Source organism: Microbacterium sp. Z6_144, from assembly GCF_057197625.1.
Genome location: NZ_JBXVPT010000001.1, coordinates 1,048,872 through 1,071,678 on the forward strand (window position 1 = coordinate 1,048,872; position 22,807 = coordinate 1,071,678).

The following is a 22,807-nucleotide window of genomic DNA, read 5'->3' on the forward strand; positions in this document are numbered from 1 at the left end:
TAATAGACTCGACGCGAAGGGCCCCCTCGCGGAAGGACCGACATGACCGACGCACCGCAGTATCCCCCGGGCTGGTACGCCGACCCGGACAACCCTTCCGTCCACCGCTGGTGGAACGGCTCGGCGTGGACCGACGCCCGCCAGCCCGCGGCCCAGCCCGCCGCCGCCGCCCCCGCCGCCGCCCCCGCGCCGACGTCAGCCGCGGCCCCCGCGGCAGCGGCTGCGGCGTACCCGGCATACCCGCCCGCGACGACGTATCCGGCCTACCCGTCGGCGCCCGCCACGGCCGCGCCGGAGCGTCGCGACATCCCGACCGAGACGCCGTGGATCTGGCTGATCGTCTTCCTGCCGCTGCTGACCTTCGTCCCGCTGTTCTTCATCGACTGGCGCGAGTTCCTCGAGGACAGCATCGAAGACTCCATGGAGTCGCCCTCCTCGGCGTGGGCGACCGGGCTCACCGGCGGCATCCTCGCGCTGACTCTGCTGGGCTACCTGATCATCGCCGCGCAGGTGGTCTTCGCCTACCTCGACTGGCGCACCCTGCGTGCGCGCGGCATCGACAAGCCCTTCCACTGGGCGTGGATCTTCTTCACCCTGGTGATCACCAACGGCGTGTACGTCATCGGCCGCGGCGTGATCCTGCGACGGCAGACGGGCAAGGGCCTCGCCCCGGTGTGGGCGTGGATCGCCGTGACGGTGCTCAGCATCGTGATCGGTCTCGTCTTCGCGGTGTACCTGATCAACGAGGTGTTCACCCTCATGAACACCTACGAGAACTTCTCGCGCCCCTAGGCGCGCCGGAGGAGGAACGATGACCGACGAACAGATCGACACGACGGTAAAGCCCTCGTCGAACGGATGCATCGACTGCGAGGCGAGCGGCAGTTGGTGGGTGCACCTCCGCCGGTGCACGGCGTGCGGGCATGTGGGATGCTGCGATGACTCGCCCTCCCGCCACGCCACCGCTCACTGGGAGAGCACAGGACACCGCTACATCCAGAGCTTCGAGCCCGGCGAGGACTGGTGGTGGGACTACCAGGAGCAGGCGACCATCGAGGGGCCCGAGTTGGCGCCGCCGACGAGCCGCCCCGAGTCGCAGCCGTCCCCGGGCCCTGAGGGCCGGGTTCCGGAGGATTGGCGGCGACACCTGGCCACCCGCGCGCGGGCGGACTGACCCCCGCACAGCACGCGGGAGCCCCCGCGCACGCCTCCGGCGAGCCCCCGCACAGCACGCGGGAGCCCCCGCGCACGCCTCCGGCGAGCCGCGTCAGGCCCGCTCGCGCAGGACGAGTGCCGCCGCGCCCAGCAGGGGGCTGTCGCCGCCCAGCTTCGCGCGGGTGATCTCCGGACGCGAGAGGAACGGGAAGGCGGCTGTGGCGTCCCGCGCCTCGCGCACGAGGTCGATGTAGTCATCGGAGACGTGCGAGAAGCCGCCTCCGATCACGATCAGGTCGAGGTCGAGCAGCGCCGTGGCCGACGCGAGCGCGGAGCCGACCGCGGCGGCGCTCCGGCGCACGGCGGTGACGGCGATCTCCTGACCCTCGCGGTACGCGGCCGCGAGCTCTTCGCCCGAACGCCCGGTCCATCCCTGGTCGCGCGCCCAGCGCACGGTGTTGGGTCCGCTTGCGACGCGCTCCACCGTCGCATCCAGTCCGTGCACGCCCGGCGCGGTGAAGCCGGCGACCTCGATCTGACCGAGGTGCCCGGCGTTGCCGGTGCCTCCGAGGTACGGTGCACCGCGGGCGATGATGCCGCCGCCGATACCGGTGGAGACGATCATGCCCATCATCGTGTCCACGCCCTGCCCGGCGCCGCGCCAGTGCTCGGCGATCGCGATGCAGAGGCCGTCCAGGGCGAAGCGCACGGTGACCTCGCGAAGGTGCGGCGGCAGAGCGCGGCGGACGGCGTCCACGAGCGCGAACCCGGCCGCGTGGGGGAGGTTCACCGGGGCGACGGTCTCGCGCACGGTATCGATGGGGCCGGCGCTGCCGATGCCCACTCCGACCACCTCGGCGCCGGAGGGGAGGGCGGCGACAGCGCCGGAGATGACGGTCTCCACCGCGCGGGCGAGCCCCGCTCGGTCGCTCATCGCGCCGGTGGCGGCGCGGGTTCGCGAGGCGGCGACCATGGTGCCGATGTCGTCCACGAGGCAGGCGTCGATCTTGGTTCCGCCGAGGTCGACGGCGATGGCGAAAGGCACGACCGAAGCCTACTGAAAGCCCATAACAACGAACGCATCGGCGCGTGCCGGGCTACCGCGCCCCGCCCCGTAATCTGAGCAGGTGAGCGGTGCCGTCGTACTGGGGGATCTGACGCCCCTGTCGTGGGTGGTGCTGGCCATCGGCGCGGTCGTCGTCGGGCTCTCCAAGACCGCCCTCCCCGGTGGGGGCACCATCGCCGTGGCGCTCTTTGCCGCGGTGCTCCCCGCGCGCGAGTCCACCGCGACGCTCCTCCTCCTCCTCATCGTCGGCGACATGCTCGCCCTGTGGGCGTACCGGCGCCACGCCCAGTGGCGCGCCCTCATCCGGCTGATCCCGGCGGTCCTGGCCGGCATTCTCCTCGGGGTGGCCTTCCTCGCCGTCGCCGACGACGGGTGGGTCCGCCGCGTCATCGGCGCGCTCCTCCTCGTGGTCGTCGCCGTGACGCTGTGGCGTCGGTGGGCTGCGCACTCGGTGGAGCGCGCGTCGAGCGGGGGATGGCTGGCAGCAGCGGTCTACGGCACCCTCGGCGGATTCACCACCATGGTCGCCAACGCCGCCGGACCCGTCATGTCGATGTACTTCCTCGCGGCACGCTTTCCGGTGAAGCAGTTCCTCGGTACGGGCGCCTGGTTCTTCGCGGTGGTCAACATCGGCAAGGTGCCCTTCGCCGCCGGTCTCGGGCTGTTCTCGACCGACAGCCTGTGGATTGACCTGTGGCTGATCCCGGCGGTGCTCCTCGGCGGGCTGCTCGGCCGTCTTCTGGCCGGCCGCCTGCCACAGGTGGTGTTCGAGCGCCTGGTGATCGCGCTCACGATCGTCGGAGCGCTCTACCTCCTCTGGTGACGACCTCCGCTGGTGACGACGGCGCCACCCTGCTCAGGCCCGGCCCGGCTCATCGGAGGACGGCGGCCCGGCTCAGCGGGCGGTGGGCTCGCTCGCCTTGCGGGCGCGGCTGCGCTCGCCGCGTCGACGGCCCCACCGGGCGGCGAGGAACAGCACCACGCCGACGGCGAGCAGGATGGCCCCGAACAGCCACACGATGGGACGTTGCTGGGTGAGGAGCACGATGCAGGAGGCGATGCCCAGCACCGGAACGAACGTCCACACGCGGAAGTGGGGGTGCTCGACGGGGTCGCGACGCAGCACCAGCACCGACACGTTGGCGCTGAGGAAGACGATCAGCAGCAGCAGCACGACCGTTTCGGCGAGGGTGGCGAGGTCTCCGACGAGGGTGAGCAGCATCGCCACGAGGGTCGTGGCGACGATCGCGACCCACGGGGTCTTCCGCTTCGGCAGGACCCGCGCGAGGACGGCCGGCAGCAGACCCTGCTCAGCCATCCCGTAGGCGAGCCGGCTCGCCATGATCATCGTCAGCAGCGCACCGTTGGCGACGGCGATCAGCGCGATGAGGCTGAACAGCCATGAAGGGATGGCGACGCCGCTGGCCTCTACGACATCGAGCAGCGGTCCGCTGGATCCCTCGAGCTCGGCGGCGGGGAGCGCGATCGCGCTGGCGAGACCCACGAGGACATAGACGACGCCGGCGGCGAGAAGAGCGGCGAAGAGCGCGCGCGGGAACGTGCGGGAGGGGTCCTTGACCTCCTCGATCACATTGGCCGACGTCTCGAAGCCGACGAAGGAGTAGTAGGCGATGATGGCGCCGGCGAGCACGGCCGAGCCGAAGGCGGCATCTTCGGGGAGTTGGGTGACGCGCGACACGTCGCCGCCTCCACCCCCGAGGAGGATGCCGACGACCACGATGACCAGCACCAGTCCGCTCACCTCGATCACCGTCATCACGAGGTTCGCCCCCATCGACTCGCGGATGCCGCGGGCGTTGAGGGCGGCGACGACGGCCAGGAACACGATGGCGACGGGAATGACCGGCAGGTCGATGAACGTCGTCAGATAGTCGCCCGCGAAGGCGATTGACAGCCCCGCGGCGCTGGTGACACCGGCGGCCAGCATGCTGAAGCCGACGAGGAACGACACGAGAGGGTTCTTGAAGGCGCGTTCGGCGAACACCGCCGCGCCTCCCGCCCGGGGGTACTTCGTCACCAGCTCCGCGTACGACCCGGCCGTGAGGAGCGCGAGCAGGAGGGCGAGGAGGAGTGGAGCCCACAGCATCCCGCCCACGCGCCCGGCGAGCACGCCCATCAAGGCGTAGATGCCCGCACCGAGCACGTCGCCGAGGATGAACGCGAACAGCAGCGGTCCGGTGATGCCTCGCCGCAGGCGCGTCGGCGGTTGCGTCTCAGTAGTCACCATCACAACCGTAGAAGCCGCCGGCCGGGCCGGCCGCGGCTTGACAGACCGCGCCGGACGGGAACACGACCGTCCCGAGCCCGCCTGCCCCGGCGCTAGCGTCCACCGCGGCCGTGGTCAAGACCTAGGTTCTCGCCCCGCACGCGGCGAAGCTGAACCGATCGTACGCGCCGTACCCGAGTGCGCTGCGAATCGGAGGAGAGGGCCTCGAGATGTTCGACATCTTCGTCACCGGAGCGCGCATGGCGACCACCGACGACGTCGCCGAAGCGCTGCTGGAGTACTTCCGCGTGCTCTCCGAGCAGGGCCGCACCGAGCTGGTGTCGTTCCCGGCGCTGCTGGACGGTCAGGCCGGCCAGGCGTGGGTCAGCCTCGGGGCCGGCGTCCCGCTCGTGGCCGTGCGATCCGAACCGGAACTGCCGCTCACGCTGGAGGGCGAGGAGCTGGCGGCCTGGAGCATCCGGCGCCGCGCTGCCGTCGTCGCCGGCCGCACGGCGGGTTTCGACTGGGACGAGGGGCGCTGAGAAGACCGACAGCGGTCAGGCACGCGTGTCATCGGCATTCGTCCGGGTAGCCAGCCCTTCGGCGTAGGCCTTCAGGGCCAGGTCGAATTCCCCGAGCTTGACCTGAATCTTCTTCATCATCGCGGGCGAGAGAGCAACGAGGAGCCCCGTCAGCTTCTCTGATTGCGCCAGCCTGGTGCGAGTGGGGCTCAACGCGGTGAGCGTGAATCGGTGATCGGCGTCCATCAGGCCCGGCAGGAGGAATCGGCTCGTCCAGCGGAGTTCCGCCTCGGGAGTCGCGGTGATAACCCGGACAGGGCCCTGTCGCGGCTTCCCGAAGCCCTCGTCAAGGGTCGCGCCGAGCAGAATCGTCTCTCCGGGCGCGACCACACCGGAGGCGTGGCGGAAATAGGGATTCCACCCGGGATACCTCTCGAAGTCGGTGAGGGCTTGCCACACGAGGCGAGCGGGCGCGTCGATGTCCACTGTGCTGGTCACGTCGGTCATGCGGGACTCTTCTCTTCGGGGGAGGGGGATCTCCTGCAGCGAGCGTAATGCGGCGCACAGCGCGCGAGGCATGGTGCCCGGCATTCGCCGCAGATTTCGCCCCATCCGGGCGAACATGCAGACAGCGGCACCGCACTGGGGTAGGGTCGAACCACGACGAGCATTCACGCGCGTCGGCTGTCCGGATGAGTATTCCAATGACGGACACCGCCCATCCGGGCAAAAATCCACAAACCCGCCCTCATCGCTGAACCGGGTTGCACGACTGAATCGACATCTTCACATCTCTTCCTTGCTTTTATCCCCTGATCTTTCTCCTTCCCTGCTGACGTGGCTCAAGGCCGACCTCGACGTGTACGTCGCGCACTCGTCTGGCGAATACGCCGGGCACGTGACCATCGATGAGACCGAGTTCGCGGCCCACGACGCCGTCGGCCAGCCGCTGGGTGTCTTCGCCGCGCTGGTTCTCGCGCAGCGCTCGCTGGAAGACGCGCTCGGCCGCACCAGCGGCCACCCCCATCCTGGGCGACGTCGCCCCAAGTCTCCGCGATCTTTTCGTCGCGGTCATCGGGGTCGCCGTCGCGGCCCCTCTTCAAGAAAGAGAGATCCGATGGCATTCGGAACTGTTAAGTGGTTCAACTCTGAAAAGGGCTACGGCTTCATCGCACCCGAGGACGGCTCGCCCGACGTGTTCGCGCACTACAGCGCGATCGAGGGTGGCGGCTTCCGCTCGCTCGAAGAAGCACAGCGCGTCGAGTTCGACGTCGAGCGCGGCCCGAAGGGTCCCCAGGCCTCGAGCATTCGCCTCGTGTGACCTCAGGATGCGGCGGGCATGAAGCCCGCCGCATCCTTCTCATTTCGCGCTCCTGTGCAGTGACTGTGCATCCGCGCGTTGACACACAGCCGTCGGCTGTCCTTAGTATGGTCGGCAATAGCGGGCAGCATCCGCCCCCGCGTATCACATCAGCATGACCTTGGGTCTGGCTGGCTAACCCAAGGAGACCCTTGACCACTGTCACCCCCATACAGGCCACACTGGGTCCGGTCCGGCAGACGTATGCCACCCGTGAATCATTCCCTCCGGTCGCCAAGGCCTACACCCAGGTCTCGCAGGTGGTGAAAGAAATGGGTCTTCTCCGTCGTGCCCAGTGGTTCTACGCCCTGGTCGCCGCCGCCCTCGCGGTCGCGCTGGCCGGCGCCATCACCGGCTTCATCCTGCTGGGTGACAGCTGGTTCCAGCTCCTGATCGCCGCCGCGCTCGGCATCATCTTCACGCAGATCGCGTTCCTCGCCCATGAGGCCGCGCACCGCGTCATCCTCTCCACGGGTCCGGCCAACGACCGCCTCTCCCGCATCATCGGCCCTGCCCTCGTCGGCATGAGCTACTCGTGGTGGGACTCCAAGCACAGCCGGCACCACGCCAACCCGAACCGGGTGGGCAAGGACCCGGACATCGAGATCGACACGATCTCGTTCGTCGAGGACGACGCCCGCAAGGCGCGTGGTGTGGTCCGCTTCATCACCCAGCGTCAGGGGTGGCTGTTCTTCCCGCTGCTGACCATGGAGGGCTGGAACCTCCACTTCCTCGGCATCAAGTACCTCGTCACCACGCGTGAGCCCATCAAGGGCCGCTGGATCGAGCTCTCCCTGATCCTCCTGCGCCTGGCCGCGGTCATCGTGCCCGTCTTCCTTTTCCTTCCGCTCGGGTTGGCGATCGCCTTCATCTTCGTGCAGATGGCCGTCTTCGGCGTCTACATGGGTGCCTCCTTCGCTCCGAACCACAAGGGCATGCCGGTCATCGCACCGGACGCCCGCCTCGACTTCTTCACCAAGCAGGTGCGCACCTCCCGCAACGTGCGCGGCGGCTGGTGGGCCACCACCCTCATGGGCGGCCTGAACTACCAGGTCGAGCACCACCTGTTCCCGAGCATGGCCCGCCCGTACCTGTCACGCGCCCGCGTGATCGTGCGCGAGGCGTGCGAGAACCTCAACGTGCCGTACACCGAGACGAGCCTCATCCAGTCGTACGGCATCGTCATCAAGTACCTCAACGAAGTCGGTCTCGCCGCGCGCGACCCCTTCGACTGCCCGACGCGTCAGCAGATCCGCGGTATCTGACCCGGTAGGCGAACGCCCCCTTCCCGACGCAGCGCGTCGCGGGAGGGGGCGTTTCTTCGTTGACGCTGCGCTAGCGTGAGCCTCGACAGACGAGGCACGCTTTCCCGGGAGGGTGATGCAGCATGGCGAAGACAGGGTCGTCCGACGGACTGAGCACGGAAGAGCGCGAGGCCGTCAAGCAGCGCGCGAAGGAGCTCCGGGAGCAGGAGAAGGCCGGCAAGAACCGGGCCGCGGGGGAGAAGGCGGTTCTGGATGCCATCGCCGATCTCGAGCCTGCGGACAAGAGCCTCGCCGAGGGTCTGTACACGGTGGTGAGCGAAGTCGCCCCCGACCTGGTGCCGAAGACCTATTACGGCATGCCCGGATTCGCCAACGCGGAGGGCAAGATCGTCGTCTTCATCCAGCCGGCGCTGAAGTTCAAGACGCGTTACGCGACGATCGGCTTCGAAGACAAAGCCGATCTCGACGACGGCGACATGTGGCCGGTCGGTTTCGCCGTGCGCGCGTGGACACCGGCCGTCGAGGCGCGAGTGACCGAGCTCGTCCGCAGCGCGGTCGGCCCGGCGCGCGCCTAGTCCCTCGCGCCACCTCTCGCGTGCCGTCCGTGCCGCTGGATCGGCAGCGGGCCGGTCACGCTCCGCTCGTCGCTCCAGCATTGGATGCCGGTGACCTCGGGCAGCCGATCGCGCGTGAAGACGGGGTCTCGTCCTTCGCGCCGCTGCTGCGTGTAGTCACGCAGCAGCGCGAAGGCAACGCCGGAGAGCAGGCCGATCGCGACGAGGTTCACCAGCGCCATCACGCCCATGATCCCGTCCGCGGTGTTCCAGATGAGGTCGGCGGATGCGATCGACCCGACGAAGACGACGGCCACGACCAGCACGCGGTAGATCGTGAGCACGCGGCGGCTGGAGGAGATGAACTCGATGTTGGACTGGCCGTAGTAGTAGTTGCCCAGGATCGAGCTGAACGCGAGCAGGAAGATGATGATGCTCAGCAGCACGTTCGACCATTCGCCGAGGTTGCCGACGATGGACTCCTGGGTCAGCCCGATCCCGCGCGTCGCGCCGGCGAGGTCGGGAGTGGAGACCAGGATGATGGCGGCGGTGATGGAGCAGACGAGGAACGTGTCGAAGTAGACGCCCAGGGTCTGCACGAGCCCCTGCTTCACCGGGTGGGTGACGGCGGCACTGGCGCCGGCGTTGGGAGCTGACCCGAGGCCCGCCTCGTTGGAGAACATTCCGCGCTTCACGCCGGTCATGATGATCACCCCGAGGGTGGCGCCGACCACCTCGTTGAACCCGAACGCCTGCGTGAAGATCGACGCGAACGCCTCGGGAAGACGTTCGATGTTCATGCCGACGATCACGAGGCCCAGGAGGAGGTACCCCAGCGCCATGGCCGGAACGACGGCCTGGGTGACGCTGGCGATGCGGCGGAGGCCGCCGAAGACCACCAGGCCGGTGATCGCGGACAGAGCGATGCCGATGACCCAGGGGATCCACGTCAGGTCACCGCCGAAGCTTGACGACACGGTGGCGCTGATGGTGTTGGCCTGCAGCGAGCTGAAGGCGAAGGGGAAGCAGACCACCAGGATCACGGCGAAGACGATCCCCATCCACCGCGCCTTGAGGCCGTACTGCATGTAATACGCCGGGCCGCCGCGGAAACCCTCCTCGTCGCGCACCTTGAACAGCTGACCGAGGGTGGATTCCACGAAGCTGGATGCTCCGCCCAGGAACGCCATCGCCCACATCCAGAACACCGCGCCGGGGCCGCCGATCGCGATCGCGGTGCCCACCCCCGCGATGTTGCCCACCCCGACCCGCGAGGCGGCGGAGATCGTGAACGCCTGGAACGCCGACACCGACTGCGGCTCGCCGTTCTCATCGCGTGGAGTGGGGTTGGTGAGCGTACGGAACATCTCGGGAATGAGCCGGAACTGCACCACCCCGGATCTCACGGTGAAGTAGATGCCGAGGACGGCGAGGACGGGCAGCACCGCCCAGGTCCAGAGGAAATCTCCCCCGGTGAGAACCGTGTTGTTCACCGCGTCCATCACGTCACCGTAACCTGCACGTACCGGCAGGACGGCTGCCGCACCCGCTCCACCCAGCGGTAGGTCAGGGCAGACACGCCGCGCAGGGCGGCACCGGCGATTCCGGCGAGACGAGCGAGCATGGGCCCATTGTCCGCAGGCGCCGCCGCTGTGGCGCCCCCCTTCGCCGCCGCCGGGGCGACGGGCTACGATGCCGACGCCCGGCATCGCGATTCCTGCGCCGTTAGACTGGCCCCGGCGCGTCGGGAAGTCTGGTCGACACTTCCCTTGTCGACCAAAGCCCTAGGTGGAAACCGATGACGCACGAGACTCCTGGATCCCCCCCGCCCGCGTTCCCTCGCCGCGGCAGCTACGCCGAGGCGAGCCGCATCGGGACGCTCCTGCGGAAGGAAGCCGTCGGCGGCATGCTGCTCGTCGCCGCGGCCGCCATCGCGATCATCTGGGCGAACACCCCCTTCGCCGACGTCTACTTCGCCGTGCGCGACTTCAGGATCGGGTACGCCCCGTGGCACCTGGAGCTCTCCCTCGGCGCATGGGCGGCCGACGGACTCCTGGCGATCTTCTTCTTCCTCGTCGGCCTCGAGCTGAAGCGCGAGCTCGTCGTCGGCGACCTGAGGGAGTTCCGCACCGCGGTGGTTCCCATCGCGGCCGCCGCCGGCGGAGTCGTGGTCCCCGCTCTCATCTATGTGGCCATCGTGTGGCAGGCGCCCTCGCTCCTGGCCGGCTGGGCGATCCCCGCCGCCACCGACATCGCCTTCGCCGTCGCGGTGCTGGCCCTCGTCGGCTCGCACCTCCCCAGCCCGTTGCGCATCTTCCTCCTGACGCTCGCCGTCGTGGACGATCTCATCGCGATCGTCATCATCGCCATCTTCTACACGAGCGACATCGAGCTCCTGCCGCTCGTCGCCGCTGCCGTGACGGTCGCCGTGTACGGGGTGATCGCGCAGCGTTACCAGAAGCTGTTCCACCTGAAACCTGCTGCCGCGTGGCTGATCCTCCTCCCCATCGGCTTCGTCGCGTGGGCGTTCATGCACGCCTCCGGGGTGCACGCGACGATCGCCGGCGTCGCATTGGCCTTCACCATCCCGGTGCGACAGCCCAAGGGCGCGGCACTGACGTCGCGCGAGGGGGGACTCGCGGAGGTGTTCGAGCACCGCTTCCGACCGCTTTCGGCCGGCTTCGCCGTGCCGGTCTTCGCGTTCTTCGCCGCCGGCGTCGCCATCGGGGGAGTGGACGGCATCGTCCGCGCCGCGACCGACCCCGTCACCATCGGTGTGGTCGCGGGCCTCGTGCTGGGAAAGCCCATCGGCATCGTCCTCACGACGCGCATCCTCACGGCCGTCACCCACGCGCGCCTGGATCCCGCGCTCCGCTGGATCGACCTCATCGGCGTGGGTATTCTCGCCGGCATCGGCTTCACGGTGTCGCTACTGATCGCGGAACTCAGCTTCGGCCCGGACAGCGTGCACAATGACGACGCCAAGATCGCGATCATGATCGCCTCGGTCATCGCGTCGCTGGCCGCATCCGTGATCCTGCTCGCGCGCAACCGCGTGTACAAACGCGTGGCGGCGGAGGAGAGGCGGGATGCGGATGCGGACGGGATCCCCGACGTGTACCAGCGTCCCGAGCGGCCGGGCGGCGGCACGATCTGACGCGGTTTCGGCGGCACAGGATGCAGGGTGCCTGGATTTTTCCTGGCGCGCAGCGCAAATAGCAAGGGGGCAGCGAAGATTCGTGCCGCCTGGTTAGCTCCCTGAGGCACATCTCGTGCCCGACGTACGCGATACGACAGTCACATTAAAGGACATACCCATGAGCACCACAACCCCCAGTGCCCGCAACTCCCGCCTCTCGACCGAGACCAAGGCGGCTTTCAAGACCACTGAGTTCATCGCCTACGTGGTGATTCTCGTCGCGATGTTCATCGCGTCCATCGTCGTGGACAGCAACGAAGACGGCCAGGGCTTCGGCGCCTCCGAGGTGTGGCTGTACGCCACCCTGCTGACCATCGGTTACATGATCAGCCGTGGCCTGGCCAAGTCGGGCAGCCGCGAGTTCTACGACCGCGAAGACCGCGACGCGCGCACCGGTCGCTGACTGACCCCCAAGAGTGACCGGAGGGGGAGACCCCTCCCGGAAACGCTGTGATCGAAGGCCCCCTGCCACGCAGGGGGCCTTCGTGGTTCAGCGATCCGACCGGGTCGTCTCGTCGGTGCCGCGATCGCGGCCGTCGCCCCGCGTGCCGTCGCCCCGCACGAGCGGGTCGACCTTGTCGGCCTTCCGCAGCGTCTCGGCCTGTTCTTCCCGACGCTTGGCGGCCTCTGCCGCGTGCTCATCGATGTCGGCGGCGCGGCGCTGCGCCTCCATGTCGGCCTGAGCGGCGCGCGCCTTCGCCCGCTCCGACTCGGCCTGGGCCTGAGCCGAGTCGGCACGGGCCTGCGCGACCTCCGCCTCGTGCTCGCGTGCGCCCAGGTCGGCCTGGCGGGCCTCGGCGCGCAGCTTCTCGGCCTTCTCGTGCTGCGCCTGCTGCCGGCGCTCGCGGCGTCCCTTCGCGGTGACCGCCAGCACGATGCCGACGATCACCAGCACCACGACGATGGCCACAATGATCCAGATGACGGTAGACGTATCCACGGTCTCTCCCTCGAGTGCGGCGCAGAACAATGGTTCGGCGCATCCTCTGCAAGGAAACCGGAGAGCCGGCGATTGCGCGTCCCGCTTGCCGTGCGAGCGGGACTGCGCTAGCCAGGCCGGCTATTGGTCCGCGGCGGCCCCGCTGAGTAATGTCACGGTAACGGGGATGAACGCAGCTGATCACGGCGAGGAGCGGCGGAGATGGAGCGAGCGGGGGGAACCGTCGCACTCACGGGTGCGACGAGTGGAATCGGACTCGCGAATGCGCTCGGCGACGAGCTGATGCGGTGGACGTGGGATCAGTTGCGCCCGTTCGGCGTGACAGCGAGCTGACCTGTGCCTGACCCGCAGCAGCCTCATCGACTCGCGCTCGTCACGGGCGCCACCGGCGCGATCGGATCGGCGGTGTCCCGCCGTCTCGTCGCTGAAGGCGTGGGCGTTGCCCTTCTCGCGCGCAACGCCCGTCGGCTCGAGAGGCTCGAGCAGCAGCTCGACGCCTCCGATCTGACGATACGTGTGCGAGCGGACGTGACCGAGCCCTTCGACCTGGTCGAGGCGCGGGATGCTGTCCGCTCCCGGTTCGGCGCGGATCCCGACCTGCTGGTGGTGAGCGCGGGAGTGTTCCTTGCTTCCTCGTTCGAGAACGCGATTCCCTCCGAGTGGGCGACCATGATCAGGACCAACATTCAGGGAGTGCTCCAGACGGTCCAGACGTTCGCAGACGGTCTTCTCGCCGCCGGAGACAACGGACAACCGGCCGACATCGTTCTCATCGGATCAGCCATCGCCGAAAATCGCACCACCGCCTTTGCGGTGTACTCGGCCATCTCGGCTGCGGTCACGCAGCTGTCGAAACACCTCCGCGACGAGTTCGGGGGACGGGGGGTCCGCGTGCATCACGTCGCCCCGTACTACGTGACGTCACAGATCGGCGCCGACATGGCGGAATCGGCGGTGTTCGAGGAGGTGCAGTCGTTGTTCGACGACTTCGAGTCCATCGACCCAGCCTCCGTCGCCGACCTGGTGTGGTTCATGACGTCCCTCCCGAGCCGCGTGAACCTCGCGGAGGCCACCATCCGCGCGGCCAAGAGCTGACATGCCTCTTCTGAGTGCGGCTCGCTGGCGGCGCATTGCATCATCGGAGAGTGCGGGCGCGATCGCGCTGCTCTTCGCCACGGTACTGGCCATCGCGTGGGCGAACGTGTCCCCGGAGAGTTACGACGACTTCTGGCACACGGACATCGGGATCAACGTCGGTAGCTCCGCTCTGGAATTGTCATTGCAGCACTGGGTCAACGATGCCGTGATGGTTCTGTTCTTCTTCCTCGTGACCCTGGAGGTGAAGAAGGACTTCGTTTTGGGAGACCTCCGAGACTGGCGTCAAGCAAGCCTGCCCATCATCGCCGCAGCGTTCGGCCTTGCGGTGCCGGCTGTGCTCTTCGTGCTCATCACCAGCGGGACCAGCGATGTGGGAGCGTGGGGTGTCGTCATCTCCACCGACACCGCCTTCGTCGTGGGCATTCTGGCGGCGTTCGGCTCCCGTCTGCCGGTGCAGTTGCGCGTCTTCCTGCTCACGATGGCCGTCGTCGACGATGTCGGCGCGCTCGGCGTGATCGCGGTCGTGTACACCGATCACCTGGACGTGGTCTGGCTCGTCGTGGCGGGCGTGGTCTCCGCGGGTATCTGGGTGGCGCAGCGGGCACGGGTGTGGCGCGGTGCGGTTTACGCCGTGCTCGGTCTCGTCCTGTGGTTCGCCATCTACCTGTCAGGTGTGCACGCGACTATCGCAGGTGTCGTCCTGGCCCTGCTCCTACCGGTCTTCCCCCCGAAGCGAGATCAAGTGGACCGCGCCGAGACACTCACCCAGGGCTTCCGCCGAACCCCCGATGCCGAGAAAGGACGCGCCGCCGCGGAGGGGATTCTTCGCTCCGTCTCGGTGAACGACCGGTTGCAGCTGGCCCTGCGCCGCGTCGTTGCCTTCGTCGTCGTTCCGATCTTCGCGTTGGCGAATGCCGGCGTGCAGATCACCGCCGAGTCGCTGCAGCACGCCTTCACGTCCACGCTCACGTGGGGCGTGATCATCGGGCTCGTCGTCGGCAAGTTCTTCGGAGTCACGGGATCCGTCCTGCTCGCTCGACGCCTGCGCGTCGGCCGTCTCGCGCCGGCGCTGCACGCTCGTCACATCACCTCCGGATCGCTCCTCCTCGGCATCGGGTTCACCATCTCGCTGTTCATCGTCGACCTCGCCATCGAGGACCCGGTCGCGCAATCCGACGCGCGTATCGGGATCATCACCGCGTCCCTCGTTGCTGCGCTGTCGGCGACCGCTGCGCTGTGGCTCACTTCGCGATACGACGCAGCACATGCGGCGCCGCGCACGCAGCTCGTGCGAGCGGTCGAGCCCGATCGCGACCATGTGGCGGGGCCGATCGACGCGCCGTACTCGCTCGTGGAGTACGGCACCTTCGGCGGGCTCGATGATCTGAGTACCGAAGAGATCATCGACGACGTGCTGGCGGACTTCGGCGATGACATCGCGTTCGTCTTCCGCCATCTCCGCCCCGACGCCGAGGGCGCACCGGAGCAGACGGGAGAGGCGCTCGAGGCGGTGGCGGCACAGTCGCCGCGGCTGTTCTGGGCGATGCGGAGGGAGCTCAATCGTATGAGTGAGGACAGTTCGCTCGACTCGCAGGCGATTCTCCGGGCCACCGTCAATGTCGGGGCGAACCTGTCGCGGGTCGAGAACGACCTGCGACGAGGGGCGCGGCGGTCACGCGTGCAGCAGGACTACCTGGATGCGGAGAGCATGGGTCTGACCGAGGGACCGGTGCTCTTCGTCAACGGGCTCATCTACTCCGGCCCTCTGGAAGCCGGCGCCATCGCGGCCGAGCTGAGGGCCACCGCAACGGCAGTGGGTGAGGACTCGGCAGCACGTCGCGCGGGGTCGCTCGGCGACACGGCCGACGACGAAACGGCCGGCGCCTCGTGAGCGGGCGTGGCCCGCACGTCATCAGCGGGGGAGCGTCGGGGATCGGGCTTGCGCTCGCGCACCGCCTTCTCGGGCGGGGAGAAGGCGTCGTGATCGTGGACCGCCTCGAGCGCCCGGACACGCTCGCGGACGACTCGATCCCCTACTTCGTGCAGGATGTCACCGACCACGAGGGTCTCGCGGATGTCACGGCGCGCATCCTCGACGAGTTCCCGCGCATTGCCTCGGTGACTGCGGCAGCCGGGCTGGGCCTTTCCCAGCGGTTCGAGGAGACGCCGGTCGCCGATTGGTCCGCCGTCCTCGACACCAACATCGCCGGCACCATCGCCCTCGTCCAGGCGCTGATCCCCGGACTTGCGCGGGAGGCCGCGGAGTCGGGCGTTGCCGATGTCCTGACCATCGGCTCGCTCGCGGACGAGAACTCCTACGAAGGCTCGACGCTCTACGGCGTGACCTCCGCAGCCCTGAAGATGTTCGCGACGCATCTGAGGAAGGAGCTGCGCCCGCAGCGCATCCGCGTGGCCAACCTGGCACCGGGATATGTGCGCTCCTCGTGGGCGGAGGGCCTCACCCTGAACGCGGAGGACTACCAGCGCCTCGGGCCCGACCTCATCACCGTCGATGACGTCGCGGAGATCATCGACTTCGTTCTCCGGCAGCCCCCCGGCGTCGCGCTGCACGACCTGGTTGTCGCTTCCACCAAACAGGGCTGGGGCTGACCGCGGTACCTCAATTCGGTTGGTTCGGCCCATACAGTCGCGCGATCTCTCTCGAGTCGATCCATCCCTCATAGGGCGGATGCTGCGGCCAGCCCTCCGGCGAATCCTGCCAGTCCTCCTGCCGGCCGTAGGGGAGCAGGTCGATGAGCGGGAAGGTGTGCGCGAGCTGTTCGGTGCCCCGTCCGTTGGTGTGCCACGTGCGGTAGACCGTGCCGCCGTCGCGGAGGAACACGTTCACCGCGAACCCGCCTCCCGGAGGGGCGTCGACATCGGCGCCGAAGGGACTGTTGGCCGTGGAGTACCACGTCATCCGGTTGCCGACCCTGTCGCGGTAGGCGAGGGCCTCGCCGATCTCACCCTGGGTGACGATCACGAACCGGGCATCGTACGGCTCGAGGAAATCCAGTCGCGTGAACTGGGACGTGTACCCCGTGCAGCCGGGGCACTGCCACGCTTTCCCGGGCCGCCACATGTGGTGGTAGGTGATCAGCTGCGACTTCCCCTCGAAGACATCCACCAGTCGGACGGGGCCGTGCTCGCCTTCGAGGATGTACTCGGGCATCTCGACCATCGGGAGTCGTCGGCGCTGTGCGGCGATCGCATCCAGTTCGCGGGTCGCCGCCTTCTCCCGCACGCGCAGGTCATCCAGCTGCCGGCGCCATTCGTCCGCGTCGGTGACCGGCGGAAGGGCAGTGGTCGTCGTGGAATCCATGGGTTCGCCTTTCGCTCCGCCGCGGATGCCGCGCATCCGCGCAATGTGTACACCGTGAACATCTCTGTCGATCACGATACTCAGGGTGGAAGGCCCGTCAAGGGGGCCGCCCGGCTGGGGGCTCCTGCGGAGCGCGGGAGACGGGACCGGCGGCGCGCGGCACACCTCGCGGGCGCCCACCTCGTTGGATGACCGCGGTAGGGAATCCCTATGCGAACGGGCGGGAATGCCGGGCGTAGGACACCGCCCGGCGAGAACGAGGAGGGTCTGCTACATCGAGTCAGTTGCTCCAGAGCGCGTTCTCCCCAGAAAGTCAGTGAAGCGGGGGAGGAATTGGGATCGTCGGTTGGTTTGGGTCGGGCGTAACTCCCGAACTTTCGCTGAGCTGCGCCGGTATTGGGTGGCCGCGGCGCGGGCCTCGCTTGCAATCAGCCCGCCCATCAACGTCCAGTCCAGCATGAATCGCGCGGACCAGCGCGGGGGCCACAGGGCCGAGGCGGTAACAACGATCGCCATGGCGGAGACTGCAACTACGAGCGGTAGATTTTGGACGAGATCGCCGTCAGTCGAGAGCGACCAGGCCAGCCCCGCAGTGATCAGCCATAATCCGAGGAGCCTTCGTCGACCGCGACACAACTTCAGCTTTGTCGCCAGGTTTCGAGGCACGCTTCATGCTGTAACCGTACTCAGGCCGTCTGTATCGACCGCGAAGGGTGACCGCTGCGTGTTGGAGGCGCCGAGGCGAGGGTCGCTGCAGGTGTCACCGGAGGATGATGGGTGCATGCCTGCCGCTCACCGTCCCGGACTCCGGGTGACCTCGGCACTCACCATCCCCGAGTCGGAGTTGTCATGGCGGTTCTCGCGGTCGTCGGGGCCGGGTGGGCAAGGCGTGAACACCGCCGACTCGCGCGTGGAATTGGGATGGGATGCGGCGAACTCGGCCGTCCTCTCGCCGGTGCAACGAGAACGGGTCCTCGAGCGGCTGCACGGGCGCCTCGTCGACGGGGTGCTGACCATCGCCGCATCTGAACACCGCGCACAGCTGCGCAACCGGGATGCCGCGCGCGCTCGGCTCGCGGCCGTCGTGGCTGACGCGCTGCGGCCGCCCGAAGCATCACGGCGACCGACGAAGCCGACGCGGGGTGCGAAGGAGCGGCGGCTGACCGCGAAGAAGCAGCGCACCGACGTCAAACGCCTCCGTCGACCACCCCACGACTGACGGTCAAGACGTGATGTCGCCCATCAGTCGTTTCGACCCCGTCGACCCACCGTCACGAGGGGTTCGCCGAGGCGTTGCGGGGGAGCGCCGAGAGGATTTCCTGAGCCACCCGCGGGGCCGCGCGTTCGGGGAGCCAATGCCCTTCGTCGAGTTCGACGAAGCGGTAGTCGCCGCGCACATAACGTCGGGTCAACTGCGCGGCCCGGCGCCCGAGTGCCTGGTCCTTGTTTCCCCATACGTAGGTCGTGTCCACGGTGACCGGCGCCCGGGCGGCACGCGTTCCGCGCCGGTCAGGCAGCCACATCCCGCGGTACCAGTGCAGGGCGGAACGGAGAGCGCGCGGTCCGGAGAGGAACCGCTGATAGTCCTCCGCGATCGCGGCGGGGAGCCCGGATGCGCGGAGCAGCCGCGCCAGACGCGGCCGCAGTACCGCCTCGGGCAGCCACGGCAGCTGGAAGAAGCCGATGTAGAGCGACCGCAGGCCCTGGGCCGAGGAGAGCAGCGAACGGAGCAGGGCGCGGGGATGCGGCGTCGACAACACGGTGATGCCGGTCAGTCGCTCGGGAGCGACGGCCGCGACGCGCCAGGCGACGAATCCGCCCCAGTCGTGCCCGACCAGGTGCACGCGCTGCCCGCCGAGCGCGTCGAGCAGCGCGAGCACATCGCCCGTGACATCGACGGCGCGGTAGTCCCGGCGCCGGCGTGGGCGAGCTCGTGGGGAGTAGCCACGCTGGTCGAAAGCGACCACGCGGGCGCCGCCTGCCTCCAGCAGCGGTGTCACGGTGTCCCAGGTGTGACGCGACCCCGGAAACCCGTGCAGCAGGACGACCGCCGGCCCGTCGATCGGCCCGGTGTCCGACACATCGAAAACGAGTTTGCCGCGGCGGAAAGCGGGGAGGCGTACAGCGGCCATGCGGCCATCCTGACCCGTGGGGGCATGGGCTCCGAGGGGCTTGCGCCTGCGCGACGCCGGTGCGGTCACGCGCCGATGAGGTGAACAGCAAGGGCACTGACAGGTCGGCTCGGACGAGGAATACACTCGCGGCAAGCGGCTGAGAGCCACGAGCGGAGGGCGATCCATGCTGGAGCACGTCGCTGAGGGTGTTCTCGTTCATGTCAGCGAGTTCATCCAGACCAATTCCACTGTCGTGCAGGGCGGGGATGGGGTGTTGCTCATCGATCCCGGCATCACCACCGATGAGATGGCGCAGCTGTCGGGAGACCTTGACGAGCTCGGCCAGCCGGTCGTGGCGGGCTTTTCGACGCATCCGGACTGGGACCACGTGCTGTGGCACGCCAGCTTCGGCGACGCACCCCGTTACGGAACGGCCCGCTGCGCGGCATCCATGCACGAGCTGCTGTCGCACGCCGACTGGAAGGACCGCGTCGCCGAGGGGCTGCCGCCCGAGCAGGCGGACGAGATCCCGATGGACCTCCTCGGTCTTGTCACAGGCCTGCCGGCCGGAGCGGGGCGCGTCCCGTGGGACGGCCCGACGGTACGGATCCTCGAACACCAGGCACACGCGCCGGGTCACGCGGCCCTGCTGATCGAGGAGGCCGGTGTCCTCGTCGCGGGCGACATGCTCTCCGACACCCTGATGCCCTTCCTCGACCTCGAGGCGGCAGACCCGATCGAGGACTACCTCGCCGCGCTGCGGCTCTTCGACAGCGTCGCCGACGAGGTGGATGCGGTCATCCCCGGTCACGGATCCGTCGGCGGCGCGGGACAGATCCGAGTGCGCATCGACCACGATCGCGCCTACGTGGAGGCCGCGCGCGACGGCGGTGCCATCGACGACGTGCGCGTCGGCCCGTCCGCCCCGCTGTACTGGCTGCCCGAGGTGCACGAGTGGCAGATGCAGCGGCTCGCGGAGCGGCGGCAGGACGAGACGCGGGGGCGATAACCTCGCACAGTGTTCGCACACGAGGCAGGTTCCGGAACCCCGGTGGTGCTCGTGCACGGATTCGGTCTGGACCACCGTTCCCTGCTGCCGCTGGAGCCGACGTTCGAGCGCGCGGGGGAGTGGCGGCGGATCTACCTCGACCTCCCCGGCGCAACCCGGTCGCCGGCGGGGGCCGTGAGCCGCGCCCAGGAGGTGGCGGATGCGGTGGTCGACGAGGTCGTCGCGCGCCTCGGCGACGAGCCGTTCGGCATCGTGGGGAACTCGTTCGGCGGGATGATCGCCCGCTATGCCGCCCATGAGCTGCGCTCGCAGGTGCTCGGGCTCGCCACGGTGGCCGGAGTCTTCGTCGCCCCGCACGCCGAGCGCACCGTGCCGCCTCGCACGGTGCTGAGAAGGGATCCGGACATCGAGCCGATCGTCGGGGCGGCCCTCGAGCAGTACCGCGAAGACGCCGTGGTGGAGTCTGCGCAAGATGCCAGCGCCTTCGTGCAGTACATCCTGCCGGGCCTCGAGGGCGCCGATCAGGACGCGATCGACCGCATCGCGAACGCCTACTCGCTCGACCGCGAACCCGAAGACGCCCACCCCGAACCTTTCTCTCAGCCGACCCTGCACATCACGGGCCGGCAGGACGACGTCGTCGGCTACGTCGACGCGTGGGGGCGGATCGACCACTACCCACGCGCGACCTTCGCCGCACTCGACGCGGCCGGACACAACCTCCTCTTCGAGCAGGGCGACCTGTGCTCAGCCTTGATCGCCGAGTGGCTGGGGCGGATGCGGCAGCGGAACTGAGCGGACATAGCCAGCCCGCGGCCCGACCTAGGCTTGACGGATGACTGAATTCCTCGCGCTCACCGGTGGCTACGTCGTTCCCGTCATCGGCGACCCGATCGACAACGGCACGGTCGTCGTCGCCGATGGAGTGATCTCCGCCGTGGGCGGCGCCGACACCCCGATTCCGGAGGGTGCCCGGATCGTCGAGGTCTCCGGCAGGTGGGTGCTGCCGGGATTCATCGAGGCGCACGGTCACCTGGGCGTCCACGAAGACGGCGAGGGATGGTCGGGCAGCGACACCAACGAGATGACCGACCCGAACGGCGCCCGCTTCCGGGCACTCGACGGCATCGACATCGAAGAGGTCGGCTTCCGCGACGCCCTGCGCGGCGGAGTGACGACCGCGGTCATCAAGCCCGGCTCGGGCAACCCCATCGGCGGACGCACGGTTGCCATCAAGACCTGGGGCGGTCGCACGGTGGATGAGCAGGTGCTCGCGCTCGACGTGTCGGTCAAGTCGGCGCTGGGAGAGAACCCGAAGCGCGTGTATGGCGACAAGAAGCAGACGCCCTCCACGCGGCTCGGCGTCGCCGCCGTCCTGCGCGACGCGTTCGTGAGCGCGCGAAACTACGCGGAGAAGCGGTCGGCGGCGGTCACTAAGGGGGAGCCGTTCGAGCGCAACCTCACCGACGAGACGCTCGCCGCCGTCCTGGACGGCGACCTGATCTGGGACCAGCACTGCCACCGCCACGACGACATCGCCACCGCGATCCGCCTCGCCGAGGAGTTCGGGTACAACCTCGTCGTGAACCACGGCACCGAGGGCCACAAGATCGCCGATGTGCTCGCGGAAAAGGGCATCCCCGTCATCTTCGGCCCGATGCTGACCTCTCGCTCGAAGGTCGAGCTGCGCGACCGCGCGATCGGCAACCTTGCGCTGATCGCCGCGGCCGGCGTGAAGGTCGCCATCACGACGGATCATCCGGTCGTCCCGATCGAACAGATTCGCCTGCAGGCGATCCTCGCCGTGCGCGAGGGGCTGCCGGCCCAGACGGCGCTGGAGGCACTCACGGTGAACCCGGCCTCGATCCTCCGACTGGACTCGCGCGTGGGGGCGCTCGAAGAGGGTCGGGATGCGGACATCGTCGTGTGGTCGGGTGACCCGCTGGCGATCGACTCGGAGGTCGAGCAGGTCTTCATCAACGGCCGGGCCGTTGTCGAGCCGGCCGCCGACGGTCAGCGGGAGCCTCGGATCGTGGACCGCTGGGAGCGGTTCGGCCGAACCTCCTGGGCCCGCTGACCCCGCGCGCTTTTACCTTCGGCCGCGCCCGTCCCCGGGCGTCACACGCCCCCGCCGGGGTCGGCCTTGGTAGGCAGTCTTTCCCGCGGGGGCGTGTGGGATCGGTCAGCGTCAGCTGCGGTCCGTGCGGGCCGCGCCGTCGTTCAGCTCGATCTCTTCCTTGCGGACCTGCTCGGTGACCGTCTCGTTCTCGGTGACGGTCTCCTTGTCGAGGCGGACCCGCTCGACCGGGACGGTTTCCTTGGCGATGACGGGGCGCTCTTCGGTGAGAACGATCTCGTGCTCTTCCTCGCTGATGTCGGGTCCGGCCAGGGCGTCGCCGACGTTCCCGTCGGTGATCGGCTCACGCTCGAGCCGCACCTCTTCACGGCTGACCGGGACGGTGACCGTCTCGTTCTCGGTGACGATGTACTTCCGCAGACGCGCACGACCGGTCTCCACCTTCTCGGTGCCGACGTGCAGACGCTCCTCGGAGCGGGTCATCGCGTCATCCGTGGAGGGCCCTGACGTGTCGTAGCCGACGGTGGTGTCCGTGTCGACCCCGCGGTCGTGATCGGTCGCCCCGCCGGTCGAGCCGTTGCCGTAGTAGGCGTACAGCTCGTTCTCCTGGGACTGCTCGAGCGCGCCGTCCACGTCGATGCGGGGAGCATCCTTGACGCGCTCCTTGGTGTAGGGAACCCGGACGTCCTCGCCGATCTGGTCTGCCTGGTCGATGGGAACGAAGGTCTCCGACATTCCGAAGAGCCCGGTGCGGACCGACGCCCACGAGGGCGCACCCGAGTCCGTGTCGACGTAGACCTGACCGATGGTTCCGATCTTGTCCCCGTCCGAGTCGATGACGCTGCTGCCGATGAGGCTGCCGAGATTGTTCGAGTTGATCATTTTGTTCCTTCCGTTGGT

26 protein-coding genes are annotated in these 22,807 nt (G+C 68.6%); 16 read left to right on the forward strand and 10 right to left on the reverse strand.

The genetic code is table 11. The features are described 5' to 3' along the window. Positions 1-42: 42 nt before the first annotated feature. The gene (locus AC2DGY_RS05130) at positions 43-792 is read left to right on the forward strand and encodes a DUF2510 domain-containing protein (protein WP_484508625.1); all 750 of its coding nucleotides are present in this window, start codon (positions 43-45) and stop codon (positions 790-792) included. Between the two features lie 19 nt (positions 793-811). Next, a complete protein-coding gene (locus AC2DGY_RS05135; RefSeq protein WP_484508626.1) occupies positions 812-1,174 on the forward strand; it encodes a UBP-type zinc finger domain-containing protein in 363 nt (120 codons plus the stop codon). Between the two features lie 93 nt (positions 1,175-1,267). On the opposite strand, the gene AC2DGY_RS05140 is transcribed toward AC2DGY_RS05135, so the two are convergent. Further along, positions 1,268-2,200: an ROK family protein gene (locus AC2DGY_RS05140; protein ID WP_484508627.1), complete on the reverse strand. Its 933-nt coding sequence runs from the start codon at positions 2,198-2,200 to the stop codon at positions 1,268-1,270. An 82-nt stretch (positions 2,201-2,282) separates the two neighbouring features. On the opposite strand from AC2DGY_RS05140, the gene AC2DGY_RS05145 reads away from it, so the two are divergent. Continuing rightward, positions 2,283-3,044 (forward strand): sulfite exporter TauE/SafE family protein, encoded by a 762-nt coding sequence (locus tag AC2DGY_RS05145; RefSeq protein WP_484508628.1) that lies wholly within the window; start codon positions 2,283-2,285, stop codon positions 3,042-3,044. A 72-nt stretch (positions 3,045-3,116) separates the two neighbouring features. On the opposite strand, the gene AC2DGY_RS05150 is transcribed toward AC2DGY_RS05145, so the two are convergent. Further along, complete coding sequence (locus AC2DGY_RS05150; RefSeq protein WP_484508629.1) at positions 3,117-4,469, reverse strand: APC family permease; 1,353 nt, start codon at positions 4,467-4,469, stop codon at positions 3,117-3,119. A 209-nt stretch (positions 4,470-4,678) separates the two neighbouring features. Between AC2DGY_RS05150 and AC2DGY_RS05155 the strand changes: the two genes are divergently transcribed. Next, positions 4,679-4,990 carry a hypothetical protein gene (locus AC2DGY_RS05155; RefSeq protein WP_484508630.1) on the forward strand — a complete coding sequence of 104 codons (312 nt, stop codon included), beginning with the start codon at positions 4,679-4,681 and terminating at the stop codon, positions 4,988-4,990. Positions 4,991-5,005: 15 nt separating this feature from the next. Here the strand turns inward: AC2DGY_RS05155 and AC2DGY_RS05160 are convergent, their stop codons facing one another. Continuing rightward, positions 5,006-5,476, reverse strand: coding sequence for an SRPBCC family protein (locus tag AC2DGY_RS05160; protein WP_484508631.1), 471 nt, complete (start codon positions 5,474-5,476; stop codon positions 5,006-5,008). Positions 5,477-5,774: 298 nt separating this feature from the next. After that, entirely contained in the window at positions 5,775-5,990 is a 216-nt protein-coding gene (locus tag AC2DGY_RS05165) for a hypothetical protein (RefSeq protein ID WP_484508633.1), read from the reverse strand. 96 nt (positions 5,991-6,086) lie between these two features. On the opposite strand from AC2DGY_RS05165, the gene AC2DGY_RS05170 reads away from it, so the two are divergent. The 3 genes from AC2DGY_RS05170 (at position 6,087) to AC2DGY_RS05180 (ending at position 8,169) form a co-directional block, all read left to right on the forward strand. Beyond that, on the forward strand, positions 6,087-6,290 hold the full coding sequence (locus AC2DGY_RS05170) for a cold-shock protein (protein WP_135068062.1): 204 nt from the start codon (positions 6,087-6,089) through the stop codon (positions 6,288-6,290). Between the two features lie 191 nt (positions 6,291-6,481). Beyond that, on the forward strand, positions 6,482-7,594 hold the full coding sequence (locus tag AC2DGY_RS05175) for a fatty acid desaturase family protein (protein ID WP_484508634.1): 1,113 nt from the start codon (positions 6,482-6,484) through the stop codon (positions 7,592-7,594). A 122-nt stretch (positions 7,595-7,716) separates the two neighbouring features. Further along, positions 7,717-8,169, forward strand: coding sequence for an iron chaperone (locus AC2DGY_RS05180; RefSeq protein WP_484508635.1), 453 nt, complete (start codon positions 7,717-7,719; stop codon positions 8,167-8,169). Here the strand turns inward: AC2DGY_RS05180 and AC2DGY_RS05185 are convergent. Beyond that, positions 8,166-9,650 (reverse strand): alanine/glycine:cation symporter family protein, encoded by a 1,485-nt coding sequence (locus AC2DGY_RS05185; protein ID WP_484508636.1) that lies wholly within the window; start codon positions 9,648-9,650, stop codon positions 8,166-8,168. The genes AC2DGY_RS05180 and AC2DGY_RS05185 overlap by 4 nt on opposite strands. Beyond that, on the reverse strand, positions 9,650-9,772 hold the full coding sequence (locus AC2DGY_RS05190; RefSeq protein WP_484508637.1) for a hypothetical protein: 123 nt from the start codon (positions 9,770-9,772) through the stop codon (positions 9,650-9,652). Before AC2DGY_RS05190 ends, AC2DGY_RS05185 begins: the two co-directional genes overlap by 1 nt. A gap of 174 nt (positions 9,773-9,946) precedes the next feature. Here AC2DGY_RS05190 and nhaA (AC2DGY_RS05195) point away from each other — a divergent pair, with 174 nt between their 5' ends. After that, positions 9,947-11,305 carry a Na+/H+ antiporter NhaA gene (gene nhaA, locus AC2DGY_RS05195; protein ID WP_484508638.1) on the forward strand — a complete coding sequence of 453 codons (1,359 nt, stop codon included), beginning with the start codon at positions 9,947-9,949 and terminating at the stop codon, positions 11,303-11,305. A gap of 160 nt (positions 11,306-11,465) precedes the next feature. Beyond that, a complete protein-coding gene (locus tag AC2DGY_RS05200; protein ID WP_484508639.1) occupies positions 11,466-11,750 on the forward strand; it encodes a hypothetical protein in 285 nt (94 codons plus the stop codon). A gap of 87 nt (positions 11,751-11,837) precedes the next feature. Here AC2DGY_RS05200 and AC2DGY_RS05205 read toward each other — a convergent pair whose 3' ends face one another. Next, positions 11,838-12,287, reverse strand: coding sequence for a hypothetical protein (locus tag AC2DGY_RS05205; protein ID WP_484508640.1), 450 nt, complete (start codon positions 12,285-12,287; stop codon positions 11,838-11,840). Positions 12,288-12,623: 336 nt separating this feature from the next. Between AC2DGY_RS05205 and AC2DGY_RS05210 the strand changes: the two genes are divergently transcribed. From AC2DGY_RS05210 to AC2DGY_RS05220, 3 genes are read left to right on the forward strand one after another with little or no spacing between them, the layout of a single operon-like run. Next, positions 12,624-13,382 carry an SDR family oxidoreductase gene (locus AC2DGY_RS05210; protein ID WP_484508641.1) on the forward strand — a complete coding sequence of 253 codons (759 nt, stop codon included), beginning with the start codon at positions 12,624-12,626 and terminating at the stop codon, positions 13,380-13,382. Between the two features lies 1 nt (position 13,383). Further along, positions 13,384-15,276 (forward strand): Na+/H+ antiporter NhaA, encoded by a 1,893-nt coding sequence (gene nhaA / locus AC2DGY_RS05215; RefSeq protein WP_484508642.1) that lies wholly within the window; start codon positions 13,384-13,386, stop codon positions 15,274-15,276. Beyond that, positions 15,273-15,995, forward strand: a complete 723-nt coding sequence (locus AC2DGY_RS05220) for an SDR family oxidoreductase (RefSeq protein WP_484508643.1) — start codon at positions 15,273-15,275, stop codon at positions 15,993-15,995. The genes nhaA (AC2DGY_RS05215) and AC2DGY_RS05220 overlap by 4 nt, the downstream gene beginning before the upstream one ends. A gap of 10 nt (positions 15,996-16,005) precedes the next feature. On the opposite strand, the gene AC2DGY_RS05225 is transcribed toward AC2DGY_RS05220, so the two are convergent. Beyond that, positions 16,006-16,707 (reverse strand): DUF899 domain-containing protein, encoded by a 702-nt coding sequence (locus AC2DGY_RS05225; protein WP_484508644.1) that lies wholly within the window; start codon positions 16,705-16,707, stop codon positions 16,006-16,008. A gap of 781 nt (positions 16,708-17,488) precedes the next feature. On the opposite strand from AC2DGY_RS05225, the gene arfB reads away from it, so the two are divergent. Next, positions 17,489-17,926, forward strand: a complete 438-nt coding sequence (gene arfB / locus AC2DGY_RS05230; protein ID WP_484508645.1) for an alternative ribosome rescue aminoacyl-tRNA hydrolase ArfB — start codon at positions 17,489-17,491, stop codon at positions 17,924-17,926. A gap of 52 nt (positions 17,927-17,978) precedes the next feature. Here arfB and AC2DGY_RS05235 read toward each other — a convergent pair whose 3' ends face one another. Continuing rightward, the gene (locus tag AC2DGY_RS05235; RefSeq protein WP_484508646.1) at positions 17,979-18,839 is read right to left on the reverse strand and encodes an alpha/beta fold hydrolase; all 861 of its coding nucleotides are present in this window, start codon (positions 18,837-18,839) and stop codon (positions 17,979-17,981) included. Between the two features lie 166 nt (positions 18,840-19,005). Between AC2DGY_RS05235 and AC2DGY_RS05240 the strand changes: the two genes are divergently transcribed. Genes AC2DGY_RS05240 through AC2DGY_RS05250 form a run of 3 tightly spaced genes read left to right on the forward strand, consistent with a single transcriptional unit; the run spans position 19,006 to position 21,907 of the window. Continuing rightward, positions 19,006-19,830, forward strand: a complete 825-nt coding sequence (locus AC2DGY_RS05240; RefSeq protein ID WP_484508647.1) for an MBL fold metallo-hydrolase — start codon at positions 19,006-19,008, stop codon at positions 19,828-19,830. A gap of 9 nt (positions 19,831-19,839) precedes the next feature. Next, complete coding sequence (locus tag AC2DGY_RS05245; protein ID WP_484508648.1) at positions 19,840-20,625, forward strand: alpha/beta fold hydrolase; 786 nt, start codon at positions 19,840-19,842, stop codon at positions 20,623-20,625. Between the two features lie 40 nt (positions 20,626-20,665). Continuing rightward, on the forward strand, positions 20,666-21,907 hold the full coding sequence (locus tag AC2DGY_RS05250; protein ID WP_484508649.1) for an amidohydrolase: 1,242 nt from the start codon (positions 20,666-20,668) through the stop codon (positions 21,905-21,907). Between the two features lie 111 nt (positions 21,908-22,018). On the opposite strand, the gene AC2DGY_RS05255 is transcribed toward AC2DGY_RS05250, so the two are convergent. Further along, the gene (locus AC2DGY_RS05255) at positions 22,019-22,789 is read right to left on the reverse strand and encodes a DUF2382 domain-containing protein (protein ID WP_484508650.1); all 771 of its coding nucleotides are present in this window, start codon (positions 22,787-22,789) and stop codon (positions 22,019-22,021) included. Positions 22,790-22,807 lie beyond the last annotated feature (18 nt).

Coding starts and splice junctions, on each gene's coding strand:
- nhaA (WP_484508642.1), top strand. CDS start 13,384: ATGCCTCTTCTGAGTGCGGCTCGCTGGCGGCGCATTGCATCATCGGAG.
- AC2DGY_RS05160 (WP_484508631.1), bottom strand. CDS start 5,476: ATGACCGACGTGACCAGCACAGTGGACATCGACGCGCCCGCTCGCCTC.
- AC2DGY_RS05200 (WP_484508639.1), top strand. CDS start 11,466: ATGAGCACCACAACCCCCAGTGCCCGCAACTCCCGCCTCTCGACCGAG.
- AC2DGY_RS05225 (WP_484508644.1), bottom strand. CDS start 16,707: ATGGATTCCACGACGACCACTGCCCTTCCGCCGGTCACCGACGCGGAC.
- AC2DGY_RS05135 (WP_484508626.1), top strand. CDS start 812: ATGACCGACGAACAGATCGACACGACGGTAAAGCCCTCGTCGAACGGA.
- AC2DGY_RS05255 (WP_484508650.1), bottom strand. CDS start 22,789: ATGATCAACTCGAACAATCTCGGCAGCCTCATCGGCAGCAGCGTCATC.
- arfB (WP_484508645.1), top strand. CDS start 17,489: ATGCCTGCCGCTCACCGTCCCGGACTCCGGGTGACCTCGGCACTCACC.
- AC2DGY_RS05250 (WP_484508649.1), top strand. CDS start 20,666: ATGACTGAATTCCTCGCGCTCACCGGTGGCTACGTCGTTCCCGTCATC.
- nhaA (WP_484508638.1), top strand. CDS start 9,947: ATGACGCACGAGACTCCTGGATCCCCCCCGCCCGCGTTCCCTCGCCGC.
- AC2DGY_RS05150 (WP_484508629.1), bottom strand. CDS start 4,469: ATGGTGACTACTGAGACGCAACCGCCGACGCGCCTGCGGCGAGGCATC.
- AC2DGY_RS05180 (WP_484508635.1), top strand. CDS start 7,717: ATGGCGAAGACAGGGTCGTCCGACGGACTGAGCACGGAAGAGCGCGAG.
- AC2DGY_RS05235 (WP_484508646.1), bottom strand. CDS start 18,839: ATGGCCGCTGTACGCCTCCCCGCTTTCCGCCGCGGCAAACTCGTTTTC.
- AC2DGY_RS05170 (WP_135068062.1), top strand. CDS start 6,087: ATGGCATTCGGAACTGTTAAGTGGTTCAACTCTGAAAAGGGCTACGGC.
- AC2DGY_RS05185 (WP_484508636.1), bottom strand. CDS start 9,650: ATGGACGCGGTGAACAACACGGTTCTCACCGGGGGAGATTTCCTCTGG.
- AC2DGY_RS05155 (WP_484508630.1), top strand. CDS start 4,679: ATGTTCGACATCTTCGTCACCGGAGCGCGCATGGCGACCACCGACGAC.
- AC2DGY_RS05130 (WP_484508625.1), top strand. CDS start 43: ATGACCGACGCACCGCAGTATCCCCCGGGCTGGTACGCCGACCCGGAC.
- AC2DGY_RS05190 (WP_484508637.1), bottom strand. CDS start 9,772: ATGCTCGCTCGTCTCGCCGGAATCGCCGGTGCCGCCCTGCGCGGCGTG.
- AC2DGY_RS05240 (WP_484508647.1), top strand. CDS start 19,006: ATGCTGGAGCACGTCGCTGAGGGTGTTCTCGTTCATGTCAGCGAGTTC.